Source organism: Clostridium lundense DSM 17049, assembly GCF_000619945.1.
GTDB lineage: Bacteria > Bacillota > Clostridia > Clostridiales > Clostridiaceae > Clostridium_AO > Clostridium_AO lundense.
Genome location: NZ_JHVC01000010.1, coordinates 96,804 through 121,523, shown reverse-complemented (window position 1 = coordinate 121,523; position 24,720 = coordinate 96,804). Strand labels below are relative to the sequence as shown.

Genomic DNA, 24,720 nt, shown 5'->3' with positions numbered 1-24,720 from the left:
CCTTATATTCCAATAAAGTTCCCTATATAAAAATAAAAGTTAAGGACAAAATATTTTTTCTTTTTATCCTTAACTTCTCTTATTCAATCTACTTATCTTGACCTATTATCATTACTTCTGTATGAAGATCTACATCAAATTTTTCTTTTACAGTTCTTTGCACAACTTCTATTAAATCTAATATATCCTTCGCTGTAGCATTACCTTTATTTATAATAAAACCTGAATGTTTCTGTGATACTTCTGCATCGCCTACATGTATTCCTTTTAATCCACTATCTTCAATAAGCTTAGCAGCAAAGTAACCTTCTGGTCTTTTGAAAGTACTGCCTGCTGAAGGATATTCTAATGGTTGCTTTTCCCTTCTTCTTCTTCCAAGATCATCTATTCTAGCATATATTTTCTCACTATCACCTTTTTTTAATTTAAACACAGCTTCTAAAACTGTATAACTATGTTTTAATATAGAACTCATTCTATATCCTAGTTCTAAATCTTCTTTAGATAATCTTATGAAATTACCTTGTTTATCTATAACTAGAGAACTTTCTATTACCTGTGATACTTCTCCATTATATGCTCCAGCATTCATAGTTAAAGCACCACCTACGCTACCTGGTATACCACTAGCAAATTCTAAACCTGTTAAACTATGTTTAGCAGCTAAACTGGAAATCTTGGAAAGTAATACTCCTCCTTGAGCTATAATATTTTCACCCTCCACAGTAACCTTATCTAGTTTGCATAATTTTATAATAATACCACGAACTCCTCCATCTTTAACTAATAAATTAGATCCATTGCCTATCACAAAATAAGGAATATTATTTTTTTTCGCTAACTCTATTGTTTCCTTCACTTGATCATAGGTTTCAGGAGTAACTAAAACATCTACAGGTCCCCCTACTTTAAAAGAAGTATGTTTTTTCATTGGCTCATCTATTTTTACATTTTCTTCACCTAACCACTTAACTAATTCCATAGCAAAATCTTTGTATTGATTCATATCGTTATCTCCTTGAACTAAAATTCTGTATCATAATTAGTATAATGTAAATCTCTTTCTTTATCAATATTTATATAATCATCCTCATTTATTAATATATTTATATTTTGGTCATATTTTTGCATCAATATTCCATATTATTTATGTGTTTTGAAAAAGTCTACTATACTTAATGCTGCCTTCTTATCTATAGATACAGTATCTATAAGTTCCTCATAAGTAGCCTTTTTAATATTTTCTATACTACCAAACTTTTTTAAAAGTTCTTTTCTTCTTTTTTCTCCTACATTAGGTATGTCCTCCAATATGGAATGTAATACCCTCTTATCTCTTAAACTTCTATGATAACTTATAGCAAACCTGTGAACCTCATCTTGAATTCTTGTTATTAACCTCATAACATTGGAGTTTTGTGGTATATTTAGTTCATTATTATTATATATAATTCCCCTAGTATTGTGATTATTATCTTTAACCATACCACAAACAGGTATAATTATGTTAAAATTCTTTAAAACTTGTAGCGCTATATTAACCTGCCCTTTACCACCATCCATTAATATTAAATCAGGGAATATGCAAAATTTTCCCGAACTTAAATTTAGGCTTTTTTCTTGTATCCTCTTTATTTCATCTAATCCATGTTGAAATCTTCTAGTTAATATTTCTCTCATACTTTCATAATCGTTAGCACCTTTTACAGAATTTATTTTAAACCTTCTATAATCACTATTTTTACTTTTGCCATTTTCAAAGACTACCATACTTCCTACAGAATCAACACCTTGTATATTAGAGATATCGTAAGCTTCAATTCTTTTAGGGATTTCTTCTAACTGCAATATATCTGCTAATTCTCTTAAAGCAGTTTCATGTATTTCTTTATCTTGTAGTAATTTTAATTTAAACTGCTCCAGAGTAATTTTAGCATTCTTCTGAACTAAATCTAATGTATCCTTTTTCTCCCCTTTTTTGGGTATCTTAATCCAAACCTTAGACCCTCTTTTTATTGTAAGCCATTGTTCTAGCAATTCCTCATCCTGTATTTCTGATACATATAAACTTTTAGGTATGAAAGCAGTACCTCCATAAAAACTTTTAACAAAATCCGTAATTATATCTTCTTTTTCCATACCAGATGTATTTTGAATTATAAAATGTTCCCTACCTACAATTTTTCCTTCTCTTAAAAAGAATATTTGGGCACAACTATCCTTATCATCAGTGTATATATCTATAAAATCCTCATTTTCAAAGCTACCAGTAATAATTTTCTGTTTTTCAGTTATCTTTTCAATTGAAGTTATTTTATCTCTTAAAATTGCTGCCTTTTCAAATTCCAAATTCTCTGCAGCTTTTTCCATTTGCTTTTTTAAATCTGCTAATATAATTTTATCCTTACCTGATAATAAATCTATTATATTTTGAACAATCTTTCTATATTCATTTTTAGATATGCATCCCCCACAAGGAGCCTTACATAACCCTATATGATAATTTAAGCAAGGTCTTACTTTTTCACTATTCTCTTTAATCAATTTTTTACAAGCTCTAATTGGAAATATTTTTTTTATTAATTCTATAGTTTCATATACAGCTCCAACATCTGTATATGGTCCAAAATACTTACATCCATCTTTAGCTACAATCCTTGTTACAAAAACTCTTGGAAATTCTTCATTTATGGTTATCTTTATAAAAGGATATCCTTTATCATCCTTTAATAAAATATTATATTTAGGTCTATACTTCTTAATAAGGTTACATTCTAATATTAAAGCTTCCATCTCTGAATCCGTAACTATATATTCAAATTCCTCAATATTACTTACCATAGCCTTTACTTTTTCAGAATGATTTTTTGACTTCTGAAAGTACTGCCTAACTCTATTCTTTAATATTTTAGCTTTTCCAACGTATATTATTTCTCCAAGGGAATTTTTCATAAGATAAACTCCAGGCTTATCTGGAAGTATTTTTAATTGATATTCCAAATCAAACACGAAATCTCACCATCCTTAAGCATCTTAAAGAATTACATAAAAATATATCATAATGTTTGGCTATTTTTCATCATACCTTACTTAAAATATTTTAGGCAATCTATATATAGCATAAATTAATCCTATTATTGCAATAACATCTTCTAATGTATTGCCCGTTTTTGAGTTAGTTTTATAAGTAAAAGGTAACTTTACATTTTTCCTTTTAAATGGATAAAATAAAGGAACTCCTCTATTAGTCCCCATGTCGCAAAGTAGATGCAATCCATATCCCGACATAAAATAATATATTACATTATCTATATTATATATATTGCCTATATAACCAGCAAGAAACGAAAATATTATCATTCCTGTTAAACTATGCGTCAATCCATTTCTATGAGATGATATAGCTATTAATATAAAAAGTATTCCTAAAGCTTTTAAATAATCTTCTCCGTTACACATAAAACTATAATATAGTATGGTCAAACCTATACAAGCGTAAAAAACCACTTTTGTCATTTTATTTTTAAAAGGCAATATATATTTATTTATTATACTTTTAGGATGGTCTACATCTGGCAGTAATGAAGCTAATGTAATAATCGCCAAACCTGACAACTCCATTTTTATTGGTAACTTATTGTAAGCAGCAATAAATGTGAGTACTCCTATCCCCGCATGAGTTTTTCCCTTCATATTTTCTCCTTAGTAAATTTATTAATGTATTGCAAAATGTCTACTATTTAATATATTATACATTAAAATAAAAGAAAAATGGAGAATTCTATCACAATTTCTCCATTTGTTCATTTCTTTATATTTTATTTTCAATAGCATTCACAACTTGGCTGTCTACAATATCTGCTACATTTAAAAGTATATCCTCAATACCCTTAGGTTGAAAGTTCCCAAATTCTCCATGGTGAGATAATATTGAATAGCAAATATCGTCTAATTCTTCTTCTGATATAGGGTTACCCATTTCAACATTTATTTCTCTAATATAAGCCGCCCCTAATATTAAATGATCTAATTTGATATCTTTTCTTCTTATTATTCCATCATAATCATATTCTTTTATCTTCATAATATCATGGACAATAGCCTTCAACATTAATCTATCTTTATTTATAACATCCTTTGCACTCATGTAAAAAGGATTTGTAATGTAGTTATTTATAATATTTTGCATAGTCTTCATAACTCCAATAGTATGAAGGAAAAGTCCACCTCTTTTATTTCCATGAAACTTTTCCGCTGCTACACAACTTAAAAAAGCGTTCCATCTAGTTTCATTATATCCTAAGGCGCCTGTAGCCCCTATTGCTATTTTCTTATATTTATCATCCAAATTATCCACTACATTATTAAAATACTCTACTAATTCATTAGGTATATTATATACAGGTACATAATGAGAGTAATCTATCTCCTCTTCAGCATTGCTTATGATTGGATTGCGTATTTGTATACTTCCATTAAATCTAGCAACTATTCCTTTAACATTTATAACTGAGTTAACCTGCAATATAGCATTATATTTATCATAGCTATCCCATACTGGAAAAGCTATAGTGCCTGTGTTGTCCTGCATAATTAAAAGAAGATATGCACTACCATCCTTTTTCCATCCAGTCCTTTTATCACTTAGCAATGCATTAAATTGAACCTTTTCTCCATTTTTTAATTCTTCTATTTCTTTAATTCTCAATATACTCCCCACTTTCTAACCATTATTTAACTAAAGCTGTCCTAATCACACCAGACGCTATATTGGCAGCAGCAACTCCACCTTGTCCTCCGTCTTCTACAATTACTGCTAGTGCTATTTGTGGGTTTTCATAAGGTGCGAAACCTATAAACCAAGAATGAGGTAATGCTCCACTTCCTTCTTCCTTATGATCCGCTGTTCCTGTTTTCCCACAGACTTTTATGCCTTCTACTGAAGCTGCTCCACCTGTTCCCTGTTCTACAACACCTCTCATAAAATCTTTTATGATTTTAGCGTTTTCCTTTGAAGTAACTTCTTGTATAGACTCAGCTTTTATTTTATTTAAAACTTCACCCTTACTAGATAATACTTCCTTAACTATACAAGGTTTCATCATAACTCCATCATTAGCTATGGTGCTAGCCACTAGTGCCATATCCATTGGAGTAGCTAATACTGTAGCCTGACCTATTGCACTTTGTGCCAAATTTCCTACCTCATAACTTTTTAGTGATGGAAATCTACTGTTTTCTATAACCACTCCATCTGCTGGTATATTTTTGTTAAAATAAAATTTTTCAGCAGTTTCTTTTAATTTAGCATTTCCAATATCTATTCCTAGCTGCCCAAAAAATACATTACTTGAATGAACAAAAGCTTCTCTAAACCCTATATTCCCTAATGCCTCTCCATTGTAATTTTTTAATGATTCTTTTGAATTAAAAGCTAATACACCAGTATCATCCATTCTTCTGTCCATTACATTTTTAATATTTTCTAAGGCACTTACAGCAGTTATAGCTTTAAAAGTAGATCCTGGCGGATATAGTCCCGAAGTAGCTCTATTAAGTAATGGCCTATCTTTATTTTCATTTATTGCTTTCCAATTCTCTGCTAAATTATTTGGATCAAAGGATGGTTTAGAAACCATAGCTAATATTTCACCTGTTTTAGGATTAAGCGCTACTACTGCTCCTCTATTATCACCTAATAATTCATATGCCTTTTTCTGTATATTATAATCTAAAGTAGTCTTTAAACTATTTCCATACTTTTCTTCGTTTCTTCCTTTTAATTTTAAAATATTATCTATAGTATCTTTAATATTAGTAGAAGTTAATTCTTTATCATATCTTTTCTCCAACCCAGTTATTCCATATTTCACATCTAAGTAACCTAACGCATGAGAAAAAATAGCTCCTCCTTCATATTGTCTTTTTTGAACTTCTTTATCTACTCTTGTACTCTTAGCTAGTACTTTCATATTTCTATCATAAAAAGTTCCTCTAAGAACCTCATTTCTTTTAGCCCATAATCTTTGATTATATTGACTGGAAACTATTTTAGGCGCTACAATGATTTCAAAATAAGTTATATAAGAAATCAATCCTATAAAGCATAATAAAAAAACTATAGTAACCTTTTTTATATTATCTGATATATCCTTCATTCTTACCTACCCTCTTCTGATATCTTCTGAATTATTCCAAGAGCAAAACAAATACTTAACATAGAACTTCCTCCATAGCTTACTAAAGGGAGTGTAATACCAGTAAGAGGAATCATATTCATTACCCCTCCAACTATTACTAAAACCTGACATGCTATCATTGAACTATATCCTACTGCTAATAATCTAGAAAAATTATCTCCTGCATACAAGGCTGCTCTCATGCATCTATAAAATAACAGAAAATATAAAAGAATTATAGCAAACCCCATTAATATTCCAAGTTCTTCGCATATAATAGAAAATATAAAATCTGTAGTTCTCACCGGTATATAAGATGGATATCCTTTACCCAATCCCGAACCTGTAAGACCTCCTGATGCAATTGCTAGTAATGATTGCACTACTTGATAGCCTTTAGTTGTAGCATAAGGCCATGGATTTTTCCAAATCAGAAATCTTAATTTTACATGATCAAACAATCCATAACTTATAAAAGCTCCTATAATAAAAAGTCCAAAACATGTTATTATATATTTCGTCTTAGATGTGGCAATATAAAGCATAGTTATTGATATACCAAAAAATATAAGAGCACTTCCTAAATCCTTTTGTAATACCATAAAACCAAGAGATGCCATTACCACAATAGCTGGTTCTATTAGATCCTTAAAACTTTTATAGTCTTTAAGAGAAGATGCTAAATATGCAACTAAACATAGCTTACCAAATTCTGAAGGCTGAAAGGAAAAACCTCCTATACCTACCCAATTTTTTGCTCCTAAAGTTTCATTACCTAAAAGTGTACCTAGAGCCATAAGTATTATAGTAGAAACTAAATATACATACTTATATTTATCAAATCTTTTTAAATCTGGTAATAAAACCACGATTAATATAAACGTAGTAACTCCTATAGCAAACCAAATTATTTGTTTAATAGATACAGCCATCTGTATCCTATATAGTATTATTATTCCGATAGATGCTAATATACTAGAGAAAATAAATATAAATTTGTCTCCATCAGAAAAAAACTTCCTTATTATAAAATAAGAATATCCTATAAGTAAACAAGTAATTAAGCACATAACCATAGCCCCTTTATCAAAAGGTTCCTTCAATATAGCTAAGTTAAAAAAACCTATCAAACACAACAAATACGTTAATAGCAGTAACTTCTTCTCATCTTTACTAGTATTCAAATTCTGGTCACCATCCTAAAATTACTTTTATAGAATTCATCATATACAATTTTATCCAATAAATTTTAATATAGTATTTCCTATCTTTATTATATCACCAGACTTTAAGCACTTTCTTCCACTAATTCTCACCTTATTTATTAAAGTGCCATTTGTACTTTCTAAGTCTTCTAATATATATTCATTATTTTTAATAAAAACTCTAGCATGACGAGATGAAACATAAGGATCATCTAATACAAATGTATTCCCATTGCTTCTTCCTATAGTTATCTCCCCTTGAATCGGAATTACTCCTCCTTTTCTTAAGTTATAACTATTACCAGGTTCTATTATTTCCAATCCTACAGAACGTCTAACAACTTTTCTTTTCCCATTGGATTTAATATCTTTATTCATTATTTTTAAAGCAGTAAATATTATCATATATACTATACCAATAATTAATATAGTAAAAATGGAACTTAATTTTCCAAAAATCATAGAATCACCTTCTTTTTATCTGATTAAACACATAAATTCTAGCATACTTATAGCCAAAAGACTAGCATTTAGGTTTCTCATGCTAGTCCAAATTAAATTATAACATTTTTCTTAAATAATGTCCTGTATAAGAATTACTATTTTTACTTATATCCTCTGGAGTTCCTGTGGCTATAATAGTACCACCTTTCTCTCCTCCTTCAGGGCCCAAATCTATAATATAATCTGCACATTTTATTACATCTAAATTATGTTCTATTACCACTACGGTATTTCCATTTTCAACCAGTCTATCAAGTATCTTTATCAGCCTACTAACATCATCTATATGTAATCCTGTAGTAGGTTCATCCAAAATATATAATGTTTTTCCTGTACTTCTTTTTGAAAGTTCATATGCAAGCTTTATTCTTTGAGCTTCTCCTCCTGATAACTGAGTAGATGGCTGACCTAATCTTATATATCCTAGCCCTACATCCATTAGAGTTTGAATCTTGTTCTTTATTCGTGGAATATTCTCAAAGAACTGCAATGCCTCTTCTACTGTCATATTTAATACATCGTCTATATTCTTTCCTTTGTATTTTACCTCCAAAGTTTCTCTATTATATCTTTTTCCTTTACAAACCTCGCAAGGCACATATACATCAGATAAAAACTGCATTTCTATCTTTATAATTCCATCGCCCTTACAAGCTTCACATCTTCCTCCCTTTACATTAAAACTAAATCTTCCAGGCTTATATCCTTTCATCTTTGATTCTGAAGTATTGGCAAAAACTTCTCTTATTATATCAAATACACCGGTATACGTAGCTGGATTTGATCTAGGTGTTCTTCCTATAGGACTTTGATCTATATTTATTATTTTATCAATATTTTCTAAGCCCAATATATCTTTGTGAGCTCCAGGATTTTCTTTTGTATTATTAAGTTTTTTATTTAACCCTTTATATAATATTTCATTGACTAAAGTACTCTTTCCTGATCCAGATACTCCTGTAACACAAGTAAAGATTCCTAATGGGAATTTCGCATCTATATTTTTAAGATTGTTTTCTTTAGCTCCCTTTATTAATATTGAATTTCCATTAGATTTTCTTCTTTCTTTTGGCACTTCAATTTTCTTTTTCCCACTCAAATATTGTGCTGTTATAGATTTTTCATTATTTATTATATCTTCAAAAGTTCCTGCTGCTATTACCTCTCCTCCATGTTCTCCAGCTCCAGGTCCCATATCCACAATAAAATCTGCTGCTCTAATAGTATCTTCATCATGTTCTACTACCACAAGAGTATTTCCTAAATCTTTCAAATGCTTTAATGTTTCAATCAACTTATCATTATCTCTTTGGTGAAGTCCTATACTAGGTTCATCTAATATATAAAGCACTCCTACTAAACTTGAGCCAATTTGCGTAGCCAATCTTATTCTTTGAGCTTCTCCTCCTGATAATGTACCAGCTGTTCTAGACAAATTTAAGTAATCTAACCCAACATCTATTAAAAAATTCAACCTACTCTTTATTTCCTTTAATATTTGGCTACTTATTATCTGATCCTTTTCTGAAAGTTTAAGAGAATCTAAAAATGCCAGTTCTTCTCTTATAGATAACGTACAAAAATCAGATATATTTTTTTCTCCTACAGTTACAGCTAAAGCCTCTGGCCTTAATCGTGCTCCATTACATTTAGGACATGGGTTATCACTCATATAAATTTCTATTTCATCTTTTATATAATCAGAATTTGTTTCCATATACCTTCTTTTTAGGGTATTAATAACTCCCTCAAAAGCATGTTGAAACTCCATAACTCTATTTTCTTTTTCATATTTAACTTTTATTTTTTCTCCCCTTAGTCCATAAAGTAATATATCTAAAACTTTTGGATCCAATTTTTCTATAGGAGTATCTAGCTTAAATTTATATTCTTTAGATAAGGCTGTTATAATACTATATGTCCATGAATCTTCTTTTAAAACAGTGTTAGCCCAAGGTATTATACCACCTTCTAATATACTTTTACTCCTATCTGGTATAACTAAATCTTCATCTATTTCTAAAAGTGTTCCCAATCCATCACAATGATCACATTTACCAAAAGGAGAATTAAAAGAAAACATTCTTCCTGATATTTCACCTATACTTATTCCACACTCTACACAGGCAAAATTCTCACTAAATAATATATCTTCTCCATCTATAATATTTATAATTACTATTCCTTCTGCTAACTTTAATGCAATTTCTATGGAATCTGAAAGTCTACTTCTTATATCTGATTTTGTTACTAATCTATCAATTACTGCCTCTATATTATGTTTTTTATTTTTTTCAAGTTTAATATCTTCTTCTTCTAAGTCTATTGTAACTCCATCTATTCTTGCTCTTACATAACCATTCTTCTTAATACTTTCTATGACTTTAACATGTTCTCCTTTTCTTCCTCTAATTATAGGAGCTAATACCTGAATTTTTGTCCTTTCTGGAAATTCTAAAATTCTATCAACCATTTGATCTACTGTTTGTTGTTTTATTTCTTTTCCACACTTAGGACAATGAGGTACCCCTATTCTAGAATATAATAATCTTAAATAATCATATATCTCTGTAACAGTACCTACTGTTGAACGTGGATTTCTACTTGTAGTTTTTTGATCTATAGATATAGCTGGAGAAAGTCCTTCAATATACTCCACATCTGGCTTATTCATTTGACCTAAAAACTGTCTAGCATAGGCGGAAAGAGATTCTACATATCTTCTCTGACCTTCTGCATATAATGTATCAAAAGCTAAAGAAGATTTCCCTGATCCTGAGAGTCCTGTAAATACAATAAATTTATCTCTTGGAATTTGGAGAGTTACATTTTTTAAATTATGTACTTTTGCTCCCTTTATAACTATTTTATCAATCATAAGTTTATTTATTCCACTCCTTAGTCTTTAGATTTTTTATTCTTTTTCTTTAACTTAAATATAGTATCCCTCAGCTCTGCTGCCCTCTCAAACTGTAATTCCTTGGCCGCTTTTTTCATCTCTTCTTCATATTGATTAATTAACTTTTCTATACTATCATTATTAGCCTTAATTGCCTCTTCTAAACTACTGTATTCAACCTTTTCTTCTCCAATCTTAGTTGCTTCTATTACATCTCTTATATCTTTTATAATTGTTTTAGGTGTTATTTTATGTTCTTCATTATATTTAATTTGTATAGTTCTTCTTCTATTAGTCTCCTTTATAGCCTTATCCATGGACTTTGTAACCCTATCAGCATACATTATAACTTTACTTTCTGAGTTTCTTGCTGCTCTTCCTATAATCTGTATCAATGACCTATCTGACCTTAAAAATCCTTCTTTGTCTGCATCCAATATGGCAACTAAAGCAACTTCTGGAATATCCAATCCTTCTCTTAATAGATTGATTCCAACTAATACATCAAATTCACCTTTTCTTAAATCTCTAATTATTTTCATTCTTTCAATGGTATCTATGTCTGAATGTAAATAATTAGTTTTTATATTCATTTCCTTAAAATATGCTGTTAAATCTTCCGCCATTTTTTTAGTAAGTGTGGTTACTAAAACTCTATATCCCTTATCTATAGTTTCTCTAATTTGAGAATAAAGGTGGTCTATTTGCCCCTTTACTGGCTTGACTATTATTTCTGGATCTAACAATCCTGTTGGTCTTATAATCTGCTCTGCTATATTTTGTGAATGATTCAATTCATATTCTCCTGGAGTAGCACTCACAAAAATCATCTGATTTAGTTTAGATTCAAACTCATTAAACTGTAAAGGTCTATTATCAAAAGCTGATGGAAGCCTAAACCCATAGTTTACTAAGGTCTCCTTTCTTGATCTATCTCCCGCATACATTCCTCTTACCTGCGGCAAAGTTACATGACTTTCATCTATAAAAAACAAAAAATCATCTGGAAAATAGTCCAATAAAGTTTGAGGTGGTGTACCAGCTGCTCTACCATCAAGAATTCTAGAATAATTTTCTATACCACTGCAATAACCTACTTCTCTCATCATTTCTATGTCAAAATTAGTTCTCTGCTTTAATCTTTGAGCTTCTAATAATTTATCATCAGCTACAAGCTCTCTAACTCTTACTTCTAGCTCTTCTTCTATTTTCTTAATTGCTACCTGCAACCTTTCATTAGAAGTAGCAAAGTGAGAAGCTGGAAAAATGGAAACATGTTTTCTAACTCCCACTATTTCACCTGTCAATACATCAAATTCTCTTATCTTCTCTATTTCATCTCCAAAAAATTCTACCCTTATGCCTCTATTAGTTGAAGATGCCGGAAATATATCTAGTACATCCCCTCTTACTCTAAAGGTACCTCTTACAAAATTAATCTCATTTCTTTCATATTGTATTTCTACAAGTTTTTTTATAACTTCATCTCTATCTTTTTCCATACCTTCTCTTAAAGATATAGTAAGTTTTTTATACTCTTCTGGATTACCAAGACCATATATACAAGATACAGACGCTACAATAATTACATCTCTTCTCTCGAATAATGCAGCAGTAGCTGAATGTCTTAATTTATCTATTTCATCATTTATTGAAGCATCCTTCTCAATATAAGTATCTGTTTGGGGTACATAGGCTTCTGGTTGATAGTAATCATAATAAGATACAAAATATTCCACACAATTTCCAGGAAAAAATTCTCTAAATTCTGAGCATAACTGAGCTGCCAAAGTCTTATTATGTGCTAACACCAATGTCGGTTTTTTCACCTTTTCTATTATATTTGCCATAGTGAAAGTTTTACCTGATCCTGTAACACCTAAAAGGGTTTGAAATTTGTCTCCTTTTTCTATGCCCATTACTAAATTGTCTATAGCCTGTGGTTGATCACCAGTAGGTTTGAACTTAGAGTGTATCTTAAATTCTCCCATAATTACTCATCCCCATCTTTATCTTTGTTTTTAATTTTATTTAATACATCTGAAAAATTGTCTTCCTTAACCTTAACAACAACCTTATCCTTCGGTATATATTTAGGAACAAATACAATGCCTAGTCTGTTTTTTCTTTGTGCCTCTCCATATGTAACTTCACGAATAACTCCATTAATTTTTTTTATTTTAAAAATCATATCTCCTTGAGTATTCTTTATCATTTCTAATATGTCTTCTTCTTTTTCTATTTCCCTATCATTTATTCCAATTAATGAATCTCCACTTTTTATGTTCATAGAATCTGCTGGTGAATAAGGAGCTACCTCTAAAACTTTAATACCCTCTTCACTTACATAAAGTGGTTCTTCATTTAATTCATTATATCTTTGTAAATAAATAATCCCTTCATGAGCTATAGGCGCAAATAATACAACTAATATTTTATAGATAATGCTTATATAACATAACTGAGCTAAGACAAATAAAGCTATGCTATATGCAATTATTAGAAAACCAGAACTATTAACCTTAGCCCTCTTTGTTTTAGTAAATGTAATACTATTATATCCTAGCATACCATAAAAAGGTATTAGCATAACTATTGATTTTTTCAATATTTCCAAAGGTATTGTAGTATGTATAATGGGCCACCAGTTAGGCATTGGAACAGTATCTGCCATGTCCAATGTATAATTTCCACTTAAAATTATAAATAATGCAATAGGTACAACCCAATACCTTTTCATTACAAAACCACCTATTATTTTATCTTCTCGTTTTGTAAATACTGGTACAGTTCCTCTACTACCATCTGTAATTATAAGCAACCCCTCTACAAAATGTAATACAGCTATCATAGTCATTAAAGATGCTATATCAAATTTAAATAACTGTATTTCCTTTGTACCATATAAAGAAGCAATTAAAGAATTTATAATGCTTAAAGCACCTAATATAGCTCCAGAATATGAAAAACAAATAAATCTAGGATTTACAACCGTCAAAAATACAGAAATTAGAAAAAGAATTTCTATAGCAGAGTTTTGATAAAAAGTTACACCAAAATAAGCCATAATAATGCTACTTAAAACTCCTCCAAATATACCCATAACTAGTTGAGATATAGTTAATTCAAAAGGGGAGTTTATTTGCTCCCCAATAATCATCTTTTGCATTGCTGAAGTTTTTTTATTTTGCATATATAAAAATATACTTATAATCACTAAAAAAAACACTAAATAAGGATTAGTTAAAGCAAAAGCTACAGCTTTAAGTGTATAAAGTACAATATTCATTGTTTATTAAATTCCCTTCTCTATTTTTTCTTTGCTATACTTAATGCTATTTTAAACTGAGGATCCGTTTCTCTATTATAAGGTTTCTTAAGTAATTCTTCTGGATATTTAATTTCCACATCTGGTTTTATTCCAATCTTATGTATATTTTCTCCATTAGGAGTATAATACTTTGATATTGTAACCTTTAAAGCAGTTCCTTCTCCAGTATCTATTAGACTTTGAACTACACCCTTACCGAAAGTTTTTTCTCCAACTAAAGTTCCTATTTTATAATCTCTTATAGCTCCAGAGAATATTTCAGAAGCGCTAGCAGAACCCTCATTAGTTAATAATACTAAAGGTAAACCTATATAATTTCCACCCTTAGATTTATACTTCTTTTCTGACTTATATTTATCCACTGTAGACACTATAACCTTACCCTTAGGAACAAAGTTTGAAACCATATCTACACATTCATCTAATAATCCACCTGGATTACCTCTTAAGTCAATAATTAATGATTTCATTCCTTTATTTTTAAGTGTGTCTAGTTGCTTCTTAAAGTTTTTACCTGTATGTTCATCAAACATAGAAATCTGTATGTAACCTATATTGTCTGATACCATTTCTCCCTTAACAGTTACTAAATTAATTTTCGATCTTTTCAAAGTCACATCATAACTTCCTTTTCCTTCTCTGAAAAAGGTTATAGTTACATTTGTACCTTCTGGACCTTTCATCATAGTTACTGCTTTATCTAATTCTTTACCACTAACTACTTTTCCTTCAACCTTTTCTATTTGATCTTTTGGTAATACCCCTGCTTTTTTAGCTGGTGAATCTTCAAACACATCTACTATAATTATTTTATTATCTTTAGCCTGTACTTGTAATCCTACACCACTATAATTTCCTTCTGTTTGAGCATTAAATTCTTCAAATTCTTTTTTATCCATAAATACTGTATATGGATCATTAAGTGCTGCTGTCATTCCTTTAATTGCTCCTTCTTCCAAAGCAGCATTATCTATCTCGCCATCATACCTTTGCTGGATTATTTCCTTTATCCCAAATAACTTTGAGAACTCTAAAAATCTATTATAATCATCTCTGGTAATTATAACTTTTCCATTTGGCATAGCTAAAGATATAGCACTACTTCCTAGAAAGGTTGTAATATTAGTTAAAAGTATTATTGCTATTGTCCAACCTATCCACTTCTTTTTATTCATTTAATTCACTCCTTTGTAGTAAAATACTACTTTAAGTTTATATTTTCAAGCTAATATATATATAGTGCCCCCACTATATATATTTATATAAATACTAAATAATTATAACATTAAAAAAAATAATTTTGCAAAATATTTGTGAAAAACACCCTACCTTAAAAAGCAGGGTGTTTCTTATAAAACAATTGTTTTTCTTATTTTAAACTGCAAGAAACTTTCTTATTGATAATATACTTCCTATTGAACCTATTAATATTCCTAATAATCCAAACTGCCAAGAAATAGTTGTAAGCACGTATTTAGGTTCAACAAGTTTAATTAAAAACATAGCTGTAGAAACCTTTGTGTAGACTACATTATAACCATAGTATAGTACCACACATCCTATTATTGCACCAAAAACACCTATAATCATACCCTCAATAATAAATGGCCATCTTATAAACCAATCTGTAGCTCCTATATATTTCATTATTCCTATTTCTTTTCTTCTTGAATATACAGTAAGTTTAATAGTATTACCTATTAAGAATAAAGAAACTCCTATAAGTATAGTAAATAGAACCATTCCTATCCACTTTATAGTTTTTGTAATAGCAATAATCCTGTCCACTATCTTCCTTCCTTCTTGAATTTCATATATTCCTTTCATACCCTTTACAGAATCTACAACCTTTGTTACCATTTCTGGATCTTTAACTTTTACTATATAAGCATTTGGTAATGGATTTTCCTTTTCTATTCCTTCAATAAGTGCCTTATTATTTTCTCCTATTTGCTCCTTAAAGTTTTTCATAGCTTGTTCCTTATTCTCATATCTTACACTAGCTACTTCATTTAGACTCTTTATTTTTGCCTCTATTTCTTTTTCCTGACCTATGGTTATATCATTATTTAAAAATATCTTTACTTCTACCTTGGATTCTACATCCTTTACCACTTGCTTTACATCTAAAGCAGTTAATAAAAATACACCTAATATGAATAATGTAGCTGCAACAGTTGCAGCAGATGCAAAACTTATAGTTCTATTTCTTTTTATACTTTTCAAAGAATCTATTGCAAAATATTTCAAAGTACTAATCTTCATATCCGTATGCACCTCTCTGTTCATCTCTTACTACAACACCTTTTTCTAGTGCTATAACTCTTTTTCTCATAGTATCAACTATATCTTTAGCATGAGTAGCCATTAATATGGTTGTCCCTGCATGATTTATATCATTAAGTGTTTCCATTATCTCCATAGCTGTTTCTGGGTCAAGGTTTCCAGTTGGCTCGTCCGCAATAAGTAATGCTGGATTGTTAACTATTGCCCTTGCTAAAGATACTCTCTGTTGTTCTCCACCAGATAACTCATGAGGGAAAGCCTTATATTTAGTTGAAAGTCCTACCATTGAAAGCACCATAGGAACTCTCTTTCTTATATCTTTTACAGGTGCTTCTATAACTCTCATAGCAAATGCAACATTTTCATATACATTTAAATTAGATATAAGTCTAAAATCTTGGAATACTACTCCTATTTTTCTTCTATAATAAGGTATATCTTTTCTTTTTAATTTAGTTATATCTATGTTATTTACTACAATACTTCCATTAGTTGGGTCTACTTCTTTTAATAATGACTTTATGAAAGTTGATTTACCAGCTCCACTTGGTCCAACTAAAAAAACAAATTCTCCTTTTTCTATAGTTAAGTTTATATTTGATAATGCAAATATATTATGATTATAAATCTTACTAACATTCTTGAATTCAATCATTAAAAATCTCTCCTCTTGATTAATACGATTTTATGCATATTTAAAGATTCACTATTGCTATTATAACATACTAATCTATTAATTTGACAATTAAATTATTTAAAATTATTATTAATTCAGTTATAAATTGTCTTTAGGTAAAAGTAAATCTATAAATGTTAAAAGCTGTCGAATGATTATAATCATCGACAGCTTTAATATTACTCTTCTCCAGAAATATTTTTAAATCCTTCTCCTAAAACTTCACGTACATCTCCTACAGTGATAAATGCTTTTTTATCAACTTGCTTAATAAATTCTTTTAATCTTATAAACTCTCTTCTGCTTAGCACTGTATAGAGTATATATGTATCATTGCCAGTGTATCCTCCCTTAGCTGTAAATATTGTACAGCCTCTCTCTAATTCCCCTGTTATAAACGTCCTTATTTGGTCATTTTCTGGGCTTACAACCATAATTTGCTTACAAACATTTAAACCTTCAATTATTATATCTATTACAAAACCATTGAATAATACACTTAATAATGAATACATTCCTATTTCAATTCCAAAAGAAAGAGCAGAAAAAAGAGTTATTATAAAATCCACCATAAGAAGTGACTTACCTATAGGTACATCTATAAACTTGCTTACTATTTTAGCAATTATATCTGTACCGCCAGTAGAAGCATTTTGGTTAAAAACTATTCCCATGCCTATGCCAGATATTATTGTACCAAATATAGATGCTAAAAAAAGGTCATTCGTTATAGGTATATTAGAAGTAACTACTTTATCTAATATCCATATTAACCCTGATAAACTTATACTAGCATATATAGTCTTCCCTCCAAACTTACTTCCAATGAATATAAAAGCTACAATAAACAAGAAACCATTCATTATTAAAGACAAAAGTCCTATATCCAAAAAAGGGAAAAAGCTATTTATTATTATTGCTAATCCTATTACTCCACCTGCTGCAACTTTATTTGGTGCCAATAGAAACTTTGTGGCCAAAGCCACCATAAGCGTGCCTAATGTAATGAAAAAATACTCCCTAAATTTTTTCATAATAACACCTTACTCCCACATAAAATTATTTTGTTAAGGCACATTAAAATAAATAACAAGTCAAAGATGCGACGGATATTTTGTATCAGACAAGGAAGTAGGTTCCACTGCTAGTAGAGCTATCAGTGGGTTCTGATGACGCAGTATGATGCAAAATAGCCTAGCATACTGACTTATTTATTTTTTAAATGTGCCTAAAATCCAAATTGAATCTTGAATCCCTACAGAAAATATCAAAATAAATAGTGAAACAAAAAATATTGCAAATGTTAAATTTATCTTTTCGAAGTATGTTTTCCACTGATCTTCATAATTTAAGGGTCTCATTGACTCTTCATGCATAAAAGATATGGCCGATATAAATAAACCTAAAAAGGATATATATTGAGGAATTCTAATTCCCCAAGCCATAATAGTTATTAAATTAACTCCTCCAACTATTAATCCTATAAGACCACCTATTAAAAATGCTACTATAAATATATATATAGAAAACTTTATACAATATAGTATATCCTTTAAATAATTTTTCATATCATTTCTCACTCTCATAATTTATAAATATAAGAACAAATTGCTTTAGAAATATTCTATAATTTCTAAAGCAATTATGCAAATGCTATTTACAATAGCTAAGATTCACTTATTTTAAACTTAATCCTTTTTTTACTGCTCTCACAATATCTTCTGCAGTTAATCCATATGCCTTTATTAATTCTTCTGGTTTACCACTTTCACCAAAAGTATCTTTTATTCCAACTCTGATTACTGGAACTGGATGATTTTCACTTGTTACTTCACATACTGCAGAACCAAGTCCTCCTATAATGCTGTGTTCTTCTGCAGTTACAATAACTCCAGTTTCTCTTGCTGCACTTACTATAGCTTCTTTATCTATAGGCTTTATAGTATGTATATTTAATACTCTAACCTTTATTCCATCTTCTGCAAGCATATTGTAAGCTTCAAGAGCTGCATCCACCATTATTCCTGTAGCAATAATAGTTGCATCTTTTCCTTCTCTATACTTTACTGCTTTTCCTATTTTAAAATCATATCCTTCAAAATCGTTTATTACAGATACTCCAGATCTACCAAGTCTTACATAACAAGGTCCATTATATTCAGCTACAGCTTTTATAGCCTTCTCTGTCTCTATGGCATCAGCTGGACATATAACTGTCATATTTGGAATACCTCTCATTAATGATATATCCTCAACTGACTGGTGAGAAGCTCCATCTTCACCTACTGTTATACCTGCATGTGTAGCACATACTTTTACATTTAATTTAGGATAACAAATAGAATTTCTAATTTGTTCATAAGCTCTTCCTGTTGCAAATATAGCAAAAGTACTAACAAAAGGTATTTTATCACAAGTTGACATACCAGCTGCTACTGTCATCATGTTTCCTTCTGCTATTCCCATATTTACAAATCTTTCTGGACATACCTTCTTAAAATCTGCAGTTTTTGTAGACTTTGATAAGTCAGCATCTAAAACTACTATTTTTTCATTGTTCATTCCTAATTCAGCTAATACTTTACCATAAGCTTCTCTTGTAGCTATTTTGTTACCCATTATTTTTCCCCTCCTATCTCTCTTAACGCCTGTTCGCATTGTTCAATATTAGGAGCAGTACCGTGCCATCCGGCTTGATTTTCCATAAAAGATACACCTTTTCCTTTTACTGTTCTGCAAACTATAGCTGTTGGTTTATCTTTAACTTTTTTAGCCTCTTCTATAGCATTTATAATTTCTTCAAAATTATGACCATCAATAAATAAAACATTCCAGCCAAATGCCTTAAATTTATCAGTTATTGGTTCGGGGTTCATTACTTCCTTACATGGTCCATCTATTTGTAAACCATTGTAATCTACAAAAGCAGTTAAATTACCTAACTCATAATGAGCGGCTGCCATAGCTGCTTCCCACACCTGTCCTTCTTCTAATTCTCCATCTCCAAGTAATGCATATACTCTATAATCCTTCTTATCAATTTTTCCTGCTATAGCCATACCTACAGCTGCTGAAATACCTTGACCTAATGATCCCGTTGACATATCTACGCCTGGTACTTCATTCATATTAGGATGACCTTGTAATATAGAACCTAATTTTCTAAGATTCTTTAATTCATCTACATTAAAAAATCCTTTTCTAGCAAGAACACTATATAATACTGGTGCTGCATGTCCTTTAGAGAGTACAAACCTATCTCTGTTCAAATCTTTACATTTTTCCTGGCTAACATTCATTTCATTAAAATATAATGTAACTAATATTTCCACTGCGGATAGTGAACCACCTGGATGACCAGAATGTGACTCTGTAAGCATAGTTACTATATCTTTTCTAACCTGCTTAGCTATGTCTTTAAGCTCTTCTAAAGTTTTTTTCATGTTTTTAACCTCCTGTATTTTTTTACTAATTACTACCATATACATAAAAGTAAGGGCATTAAGCCCTTACTGTTTTAACCCTATACTTATTAAAAGTGCTTCATCAACTTTTTTCATATCACCGTTAGTCATATGGCCTATTTTTTCTTTTAGCCTTCTTTTATCTAAAGTTCTTATCTGCTCAAGCAAAACTACAGAATCTTTGTTTAATCCATACTCTTCTGAAGATATTTCAACATGAGTGGGTAATTTTGCTTTATTTATCTGTGAAGTAATTGCGGCTACAATAACAGTAGGACTATATTTATTACCTACATCATTTTGTATAATGATAACAGGCCTTACTCCTCCCTGTTCTGAACCAACTACAGGGCTTAAATCAGCATAGAATATATCTCCTCTTTTCACTATTGTTGTCATCTGACCAATCACTCTCCGGAAGCTTCGCTTCATATTCTTTTAAATCTCTAATGTCACTTGCAAAGCCCATCTCTGCAAACTCTAAATTAATTTTGGCCATTTCCAAATACCCTTTTTTCATTTGTTCCATTTCTTTTAGTCTTTTTTTCTCCTCAATATATAGTATTATAACTTCACGAATAAATTCACTTCTTTTTTTAGAATCTTCTTTTAGTGCTTTATTAAATTCATTATTGAGTGTCTCTGAGAGGTTTACTACTAATCTCTTTGAACTTGACATTGAAATTTAATACCTCCTATTAACCTATGCAAAAGATATGTACAGAACAATTATAATCCTATTTTTACAGCAATGTCAAAGGAATTTTATCATTTTAATTATTTCCATGTTTGATAGCTCTATACATAATTTCTTATCTTGATTATTTCCTTGTCTTTTATGTAAACTCTAGGCACTCTTTTACTTACCATACAAGTTATTTCATAATTTATAGTTCCTAGCAATTTTGCAATTTCATCTGCTGTTATTTTTAAATTATTATACTCTCCCATTAATATAACTTCATCGCCAACTTTTACTTCTCCAATATCAGTTACATCTATCATACATTGATCCATACATATTTTACCTATAACTGGTGCAAATTTACCATTAACTATTACTTTAACTTTATTAAATAATAATCTTGTATATCCATCTGCATAACCTACAGGTAAAGTTGCAATTACACTATTTCTTTCAGTGTGAAATGCTCTACCATAGCTTACATACTGTCCTTCATTCATTTCTTTTACGTGTACAACATTTGTTTTTAATGTCATAACCGGTTTTAAATCTATTTTATCTTTTAATACTTGCCCTGAAGGGTAATATCCATAAAGTATAATCCCAGGTCTAACCCCCTCTAAATGTGTTTCTGGCAAATCTATAATTGCTGCACTATTAGCAATGTGTCTAATATTAATTTTTACTCCTTTTTCTTGTAGTTTATGATAAAACCAGTTAAACCTTTCAAATTGCATATTTGTATAAGTTTTATCACCTTCATCTGCAGTAGAAAAATGGGAAAATAAACCCTCAACCATTATATTTGGCAATTTACTTATTTTATATACATCATTTAAGCTCTTTTCATCTGGAGTAAACCCTATTCGCCCCATGCCTGTATCTAATGCTATATGAATTTTAGCTATCTTATCTTTTTCCACTGCCATATTAGATATTTTCTCTGCTAAATCATAGCTATATATTGTTTGCTCTATATCATATTTTAGAATACTATCTATTAAACTATCTGGTGTAAAACCTAAAACCATGATAGGACAATCTATTCCACCTCTTCTAAGTTCAAAAGCCTCATTTACTACTGCTACTGCTAATCTTGTAGCACCGTGACTCAATAAAGTAGGTACTATGTCCAAAGCTCCATGTCCATATGCATCTGCTTTAACTACTGCTATTATTTCCTTACTTTTAGATACTTTTCTTATTTCCTCCATGTTGTGAGCTAAATTATCCAAATCTATTTCCGCCCAAACAGGTCTTAAATGTCTAAACAATTTATATTCCACCCTTCTTAGTCTTCATTAAAGAGTTTATCATTCAATTCAGCATTCGCATTAAAGTTTTTATAAGTAACTCTTACTTTCTCCCTACTTTTAAAATCTAGTATTTCTAACTTCTCTGGTAAGTTATCCCTATTATTAATATAAAGTTTTCCTTTACTTAAATTTCTATTCATACCTGGTATAGATAATTCCACTATAGTATACTCTATTCCATCTATATCTTTAACGAAAGTTTTTATCTCTTCATTAGTATACATCAAATGAACACATTCTCCTATCATGCTAATTTTAAATATAGTGTCAAAATCTTTATCTAACGTATATTTAATTCCGGATTTTAAATCCCTTACATATATTTTATCATTTTTATAGGTCAAAATCCTATTTTCATCTATTTCTATTCTTCCACCTAGTTTTCTATTGTAATATTGCTTACAGTTGTATTCCAGTATTTGTCTATCGTTCTCTAAAGCTATGGTACAGTCACAACTATAACTTTTAAGACTTTTTATAAATTCTAAACTTTTTCTACTTTTGTCTTCAGCATACTTACAAGAAATTAAAACTAAAGAAAAAACAAAAAAAATAACAGGAAGTATTAGTAACCTTTTTCTCATAAAATTCCTCCCATTGGAAATAATTACTTATATTACTAATACTATTCCTGTTTTTAATCTAATATTCTGATGTTATTTATTATAAATACTACAAATTTTGAATTTCTTTTATTGCCATTGGTAGTTCATTTAAAATATGACTTGCATTAACACAAAACATATTAGTAGATAATCTTTCTCCACAATATCCATGTATAAATGTTCCCATAGCTGCAGCTATTATAGGCTCATACCCTTGAGCTATAAAAGATGTTATTATTCCTGTCAAACAATCCCCCATACCTCCAGATGCCATAGCACTATTGCCTGTTGGATTTATAATAACCTTATTTCCATCAGTTATTATGGTATTATAGCCTTTTAAGATTAAAATAACATCATATTCCTTAGCAAATTTTTTTGCAACTTCTACTCTATTTTCCTTTATATAATCTATTGGCATATTTATTAATCTTGACATTTCTCCTAAATGAGGGGTTAATATTACTTTCTCCTTTTTTTCCTTCAATAATTCCAACTTGTTATTAAGCACATTAATGCCATCTGCATCTATTACTAAAGGACAATCTGCCTCTAATACAGCCTTCTGAACAATTTCAAAAGTTTTTTCATTGTTTCCCATACCAGGACCTATAGCTATAGAGTTACTTTTATGGAATAACTCTTTAATTCTTTCCTCTTCATTAAAAGATACAGTCATAGCCTCTATAAACTTTGAACTTAAAATATCTATTATATCTTCAAAAGTACATAATGTTACTAGACCTGCTCCACTCCTCACTACTGCTTCCGTAGTTATATACGCTGCTCCTGTATATCCCTTTGACCCTGCCATTACTAATACTCTTCCATAATCGCCCTTATGAGAATATTTATCTCTCTTAATTATAAGTTTATTAATCATGGACTTATCCATAATAAATTCATTTTTATGAAATTTATTTATAATACATTCAGGGATACCTATATCTTCAACTATTACATCTCCTGTTAATTTATCCGATCCATAATTTAAAAATCCTTTTTTATATAATGTAAAAGATATAGTTTTATTAGCTCTAATACAATTTCCTAATATATTACCATTATTACTATCTAGCCCTGATGGTATATCTATTGATACAATATAATTGCTATTCTCATTTATAACTGATATTACTGAAGCATATATTCCTTCCACTTTTCTTTTTAATCCAGTACCGAATATCGCATCTATCGTAACATCACTTGTTTGTATAGACTCTCTTAGTTCATTTATATCCTCTAAATTATTTATCTTATTTACCTTTATTCTCATATTATTCAATATAGTATAATTTATACTGCAGTCATCGCTCATGCCTTCACTTTCCCCTATTAAAAACACATCCACTTTTTTCTTCATGCTCAATAAATGTCGTGCAACAGCAAACCCATCTCCACCATTATTCCCCTTACCGCAAACTACAATAAATGAATTAAACCTACTTAAGTCTATATGTTGTAAAACCTTAATGGCTGCATTTTCCATTAGAACAATTCCAGGTATTTTTAATTCTTTTATACAATAGTCATCAATTTTTCGAGATACTTCCGCAGTACCAATTTTCAT

Annotated in this window: 22 protein-coding genes; all 22 read right to left on the bottom strand. The window is 29.9% G+C overall.

All coding sequences use genetic code 11. The features are described 5' to 3' along the window. Nucleotides 1-88 precede the first annotated feature (88 nt). Nucleotides 89-1,006: a UDP-N-acetylmuramate dehydrogenase gene (gene murB, locus T514_RS0113130; RefSeq protein WP_027625202.1), complete on the bottom strand. Its 918-nt coding sequence runs from the start codon at nucleotides 1,004-1,006 to the stop codon at nucleotides 89-91. Between the two features lie 137 nt (nucleotides 1,007-1,143). Then, nucleotides 1,144-3,009, bottom strand: coding sequence for an excinuclease ABC subunit UvrC (uvrC, locus tag T514_RS0113120; RefSeq protein WP_027625201.1), 1,866 nt, complete (start codon nucleotides 3,007-3,009; stop codon nucleotides 1,144-1,146). Nucleotides 3,010-3,090: 81 nt separating this feature from the next. Beyond that, nucleotides 3,091-3,693 (bottom strand): metal-dependent hydrolase, encoded by a 603-nt coding sequence (locus T514_RS0113115; RefSeq protein ID WP_027625200.1) that lies wholly within the window; start codon nucleotides 3,691-3,693, stop codon nucleotides 3,091-3,093. Nucleotides 3,694-3,811: 118 nt separating this feature from the next. After that, the gene (locus tag T514_RS0113110) at nucleotides 3,812-4,708 is read right to left on the bottom strand and encodes an HD domain-containing protein (RefSeq protein ID WP_027625199.1); all 897 of its coding nucleotides are present in this window, start codon (nucleotides 4,706-4,708) and stop codon (nucleotides 3,812-3,814) included. Between the two features lie 22 nt (nucleotides 4,709-4,730). Further along, nucleotides 4,731-6,158 (bottom strand): peptidoglycan D,D-transpeptidase FtsI family protein, encoded by a 1,428-nt coding sequence (locus T514_RS0113105; RefSeq protein ID WP_027625198.1) that lies wholly within the window; start codon nucleotides 6,156-6,158, stop codon nucleotides 4,731-4,733. Nucleotides 6,159-6,160: 2 nt separating this feature from the next. Then, the gene (locus T514_RS0113100; protein WP_027625197.1) at nucleotides 6,161-7,363 is read right to left on the bottom strand and encodes an FtsW/RodA/SpoVE family cell cycle protein; all 1,203 of its coding nucleotides are present in this window, start codon (nucleotides 7,361-7,363) and stop codon (nucleotides 6,161-6,163) included. Between the two features lie 51 nt (nucleotides 7,364-7,414). After that, nucleotides 7,415-7,846 carry an FHA domain-containing protein gene (locus T514_RS0113095; protein WP_027625196.1) on the bottom strand — a complete coding sequence of 144 codons (432 nt, stop codon included), beginning with the start codon at nucleotides 7,844-7,846 and terminating at the stop codon, nucleotides 7,415-7,417. 97 nt (nucleotides 7,847-7,943) lie between these two features. Beyond that, the gene (gene uvrA / locus T514_RS0113090; RefSeq protein WP_027625195.1) at nucleotides 7,944-10,766 is read right to left on the bottom strand and encodes an excinuclease ABC subunit UvrA; all 2,823 of its coding nucleotides are present in this window, start codon (nucleotides 10,764-10,766) and stop codon (nucleotides 7,944-7,946) included. 20 nt (nucleotides 10,767-10,786) lie between these two features. Further along, the gene (gene uvrB / locus T514_RS0113085) at nucleotides 10,787-12,778 is read right to left on the bottom strand and encodes an excinuclease ABC subunit UvrB (protein WP_027625194.1); all 1,992 of its coding nucleotides are present in this window, start codon (nucleotides 12,776-12,778) and stop codon (nucleotides 10,787-10,789) included. Between the two features lie 2 nt (nucleotides 12,779-12,780). Beyond that, a complete protein-coding gene (locus tag T514_RS0113080) occupies nucleotides 12,781-14,076 on the bottom strand; it encodes a PDZ domain-containing protein (RefSeq protein ID WP_027625193.1) in 1,296 nt (431 codons plus the stop codon). A gap of 20 nt (nucleotides 14,077-14,096) precedes the next feature. Next, the gene (locus tag T514_RS0113075) at nucleotides 14,097-15,293 is read right to left on the bottom strand and encodes a S41 family peptidase (RefSeq protein ID WP_027625192.1); all 1,197 of its coding nucleotides are present in this window, start codon (nucleotides 15,291-15,293) and stop codon (nucleotides 14,097-14,099) included. Nucleotides 15,294-15,492: 199 nt separating this feature from the next. Next, entirely contained in the window at nucleotides 15,493-16,383 is an 891-nt protein-coding gene (gene ftsX, locus T514_RS0113070) for a permease-like cell division protein FtsX (RefSeq protein WP_027625191.1), read from the bottom strand. Then, nucleotides 16,373-17,059, bottom strand: a complete 687-nt coding sequence (gene ftsE / locus T514_RS0113065; RefSeq protein WP_027625190.1) for a cell division ATP-binding protein FtsE — start codon at nucleotides 17,057-17,059, stop codon at nucleotides 16,373-16,375. The genes ftsX and ftsE overlap by 11 nt, the downstream gene beginning before the upstream one ends. A 200-nt stretch (nucleotides 17,060-17,259) precedes the next feature. Then, nucleotides 17,260-18,114 (bottom strand): YitT family protein, encoded by an 855-nt coding sequence (locus T514_RS0113060; protein WP_027625189.1) that lies wholly within the window; start codon nucleotides 18,112-18,114, stop codon nucleotides 17,260-17,262. 177 nt (nucleotides 18,115-18,291) lie between these two features. Further along, nucleotides 18,292-18,648 carry a hypothetical protein gene (locus tag T514_RS27340; RefSeq protein WP_242850599.1) on the bottom strand — a complete coding sequence of 119 codons (357 nt, stop codon included), beginning with the start codon at nucleotides 18,646-18,648 and terminating at the stop codon, nucleotides 18,292-18,294. Nucleotides 18,649-18,757: 109 nt separating this feature from the next. Continuing rightward, the gene (locus tag T514_RS0113050) at nucleotides 18,758-19,699 is read right to left on the bottom strand and encodes a transketolase family protein (protein ID WP_027625187.1); all 942 of its coding nucleotides are present in this window, start codon (nucleotides 19,697-19,699) and stop codon (nucleotides 18,758-18,760) included. Further along, nucleotides 19,699-20,562: a transketolase gene (locus T514_RS0113045; protein WP_084284557.1), complete on the bottom strand. Its 864-nt coding sequence runs from the start codon at nucleotides 20,560-20,562 to the stop codon at nucleotides 19,699-19,701. Before T514_RS0113045 ends, T514_RS0113050 begins: the two co-directional genes overlap by 1 nt. A gap of 27 nt (nucleotides 20,563-20,589) precedes the next feature. Further along, nucleotides 20,590-20,943, bottom strand: a complete 354-nt coding sequence (locus T514_RS0113040) for a type II toxin-antitoxin system PemK/MazF family toxin (protein ID WP_027625185.1) — start codon at nucleotides 20,941-20,943, stop codon at nucleotides 20,590-20,592. Continuing rightward, nucleotides 20,903-21,223, bottom strand: a complete 321-nt coding sequence (locus T514_RS0113035) for a CopG family ribbon-helix-helix protein (RefSeq protein WP_027625184.1) — start codon at nucleotides 21,221-21,223, stop codon at nucleotides 20,903-20,905. The genes T514_RS0113040 and T514_RS0113035 overlap by 41 nt, the downstream gene beginning before the upstream one ends. A 119-nt stretch (nucleotides 21,224-21,342) precedes the next feature. After that, nucleotides 21,343-22,503: an alanine racemase gene (gene alr / locus T514_RS0113030; RefSeq protein ID WP_027625183.1), complete on the bottom strand. Its 1,161-nt coding sequence runs from the start codon at nucleotides 22,501-22,503 to the stop codon at nucleotides 21,343-21,345. A 17-nt stretch (nucleotides 22,504-22,520) separates the two neighbouring features. Continuing rightward, complete coding sequence (locus T514_RS0113025; protein WP_027625182.1) at nucleotides 22,521-23,129, bottom strand: germination lipoprotein GerS-related protein; 609 nt, start codon at nucleotides 23,127-23,129, stop codon at nucleotides 22,521-22,523. Nucleotides 23,130-23,217: 88 nt separating this feature from the next. Beyond that, on the bottom strand, nucleotides 23,218-24,720 hold the full coding sequence (locus T514_RS0113020) for a bifunctional ADP-dependent NAD(P)H-hydrate dehydratase/NAD(P)H-hydrate epimerase (RefSeq protein ID WP_027625181.1): 1,503 nt from the start codon (nucleotides 24,718-24,720) through the stop codon (nucleotides 23,218-23,220).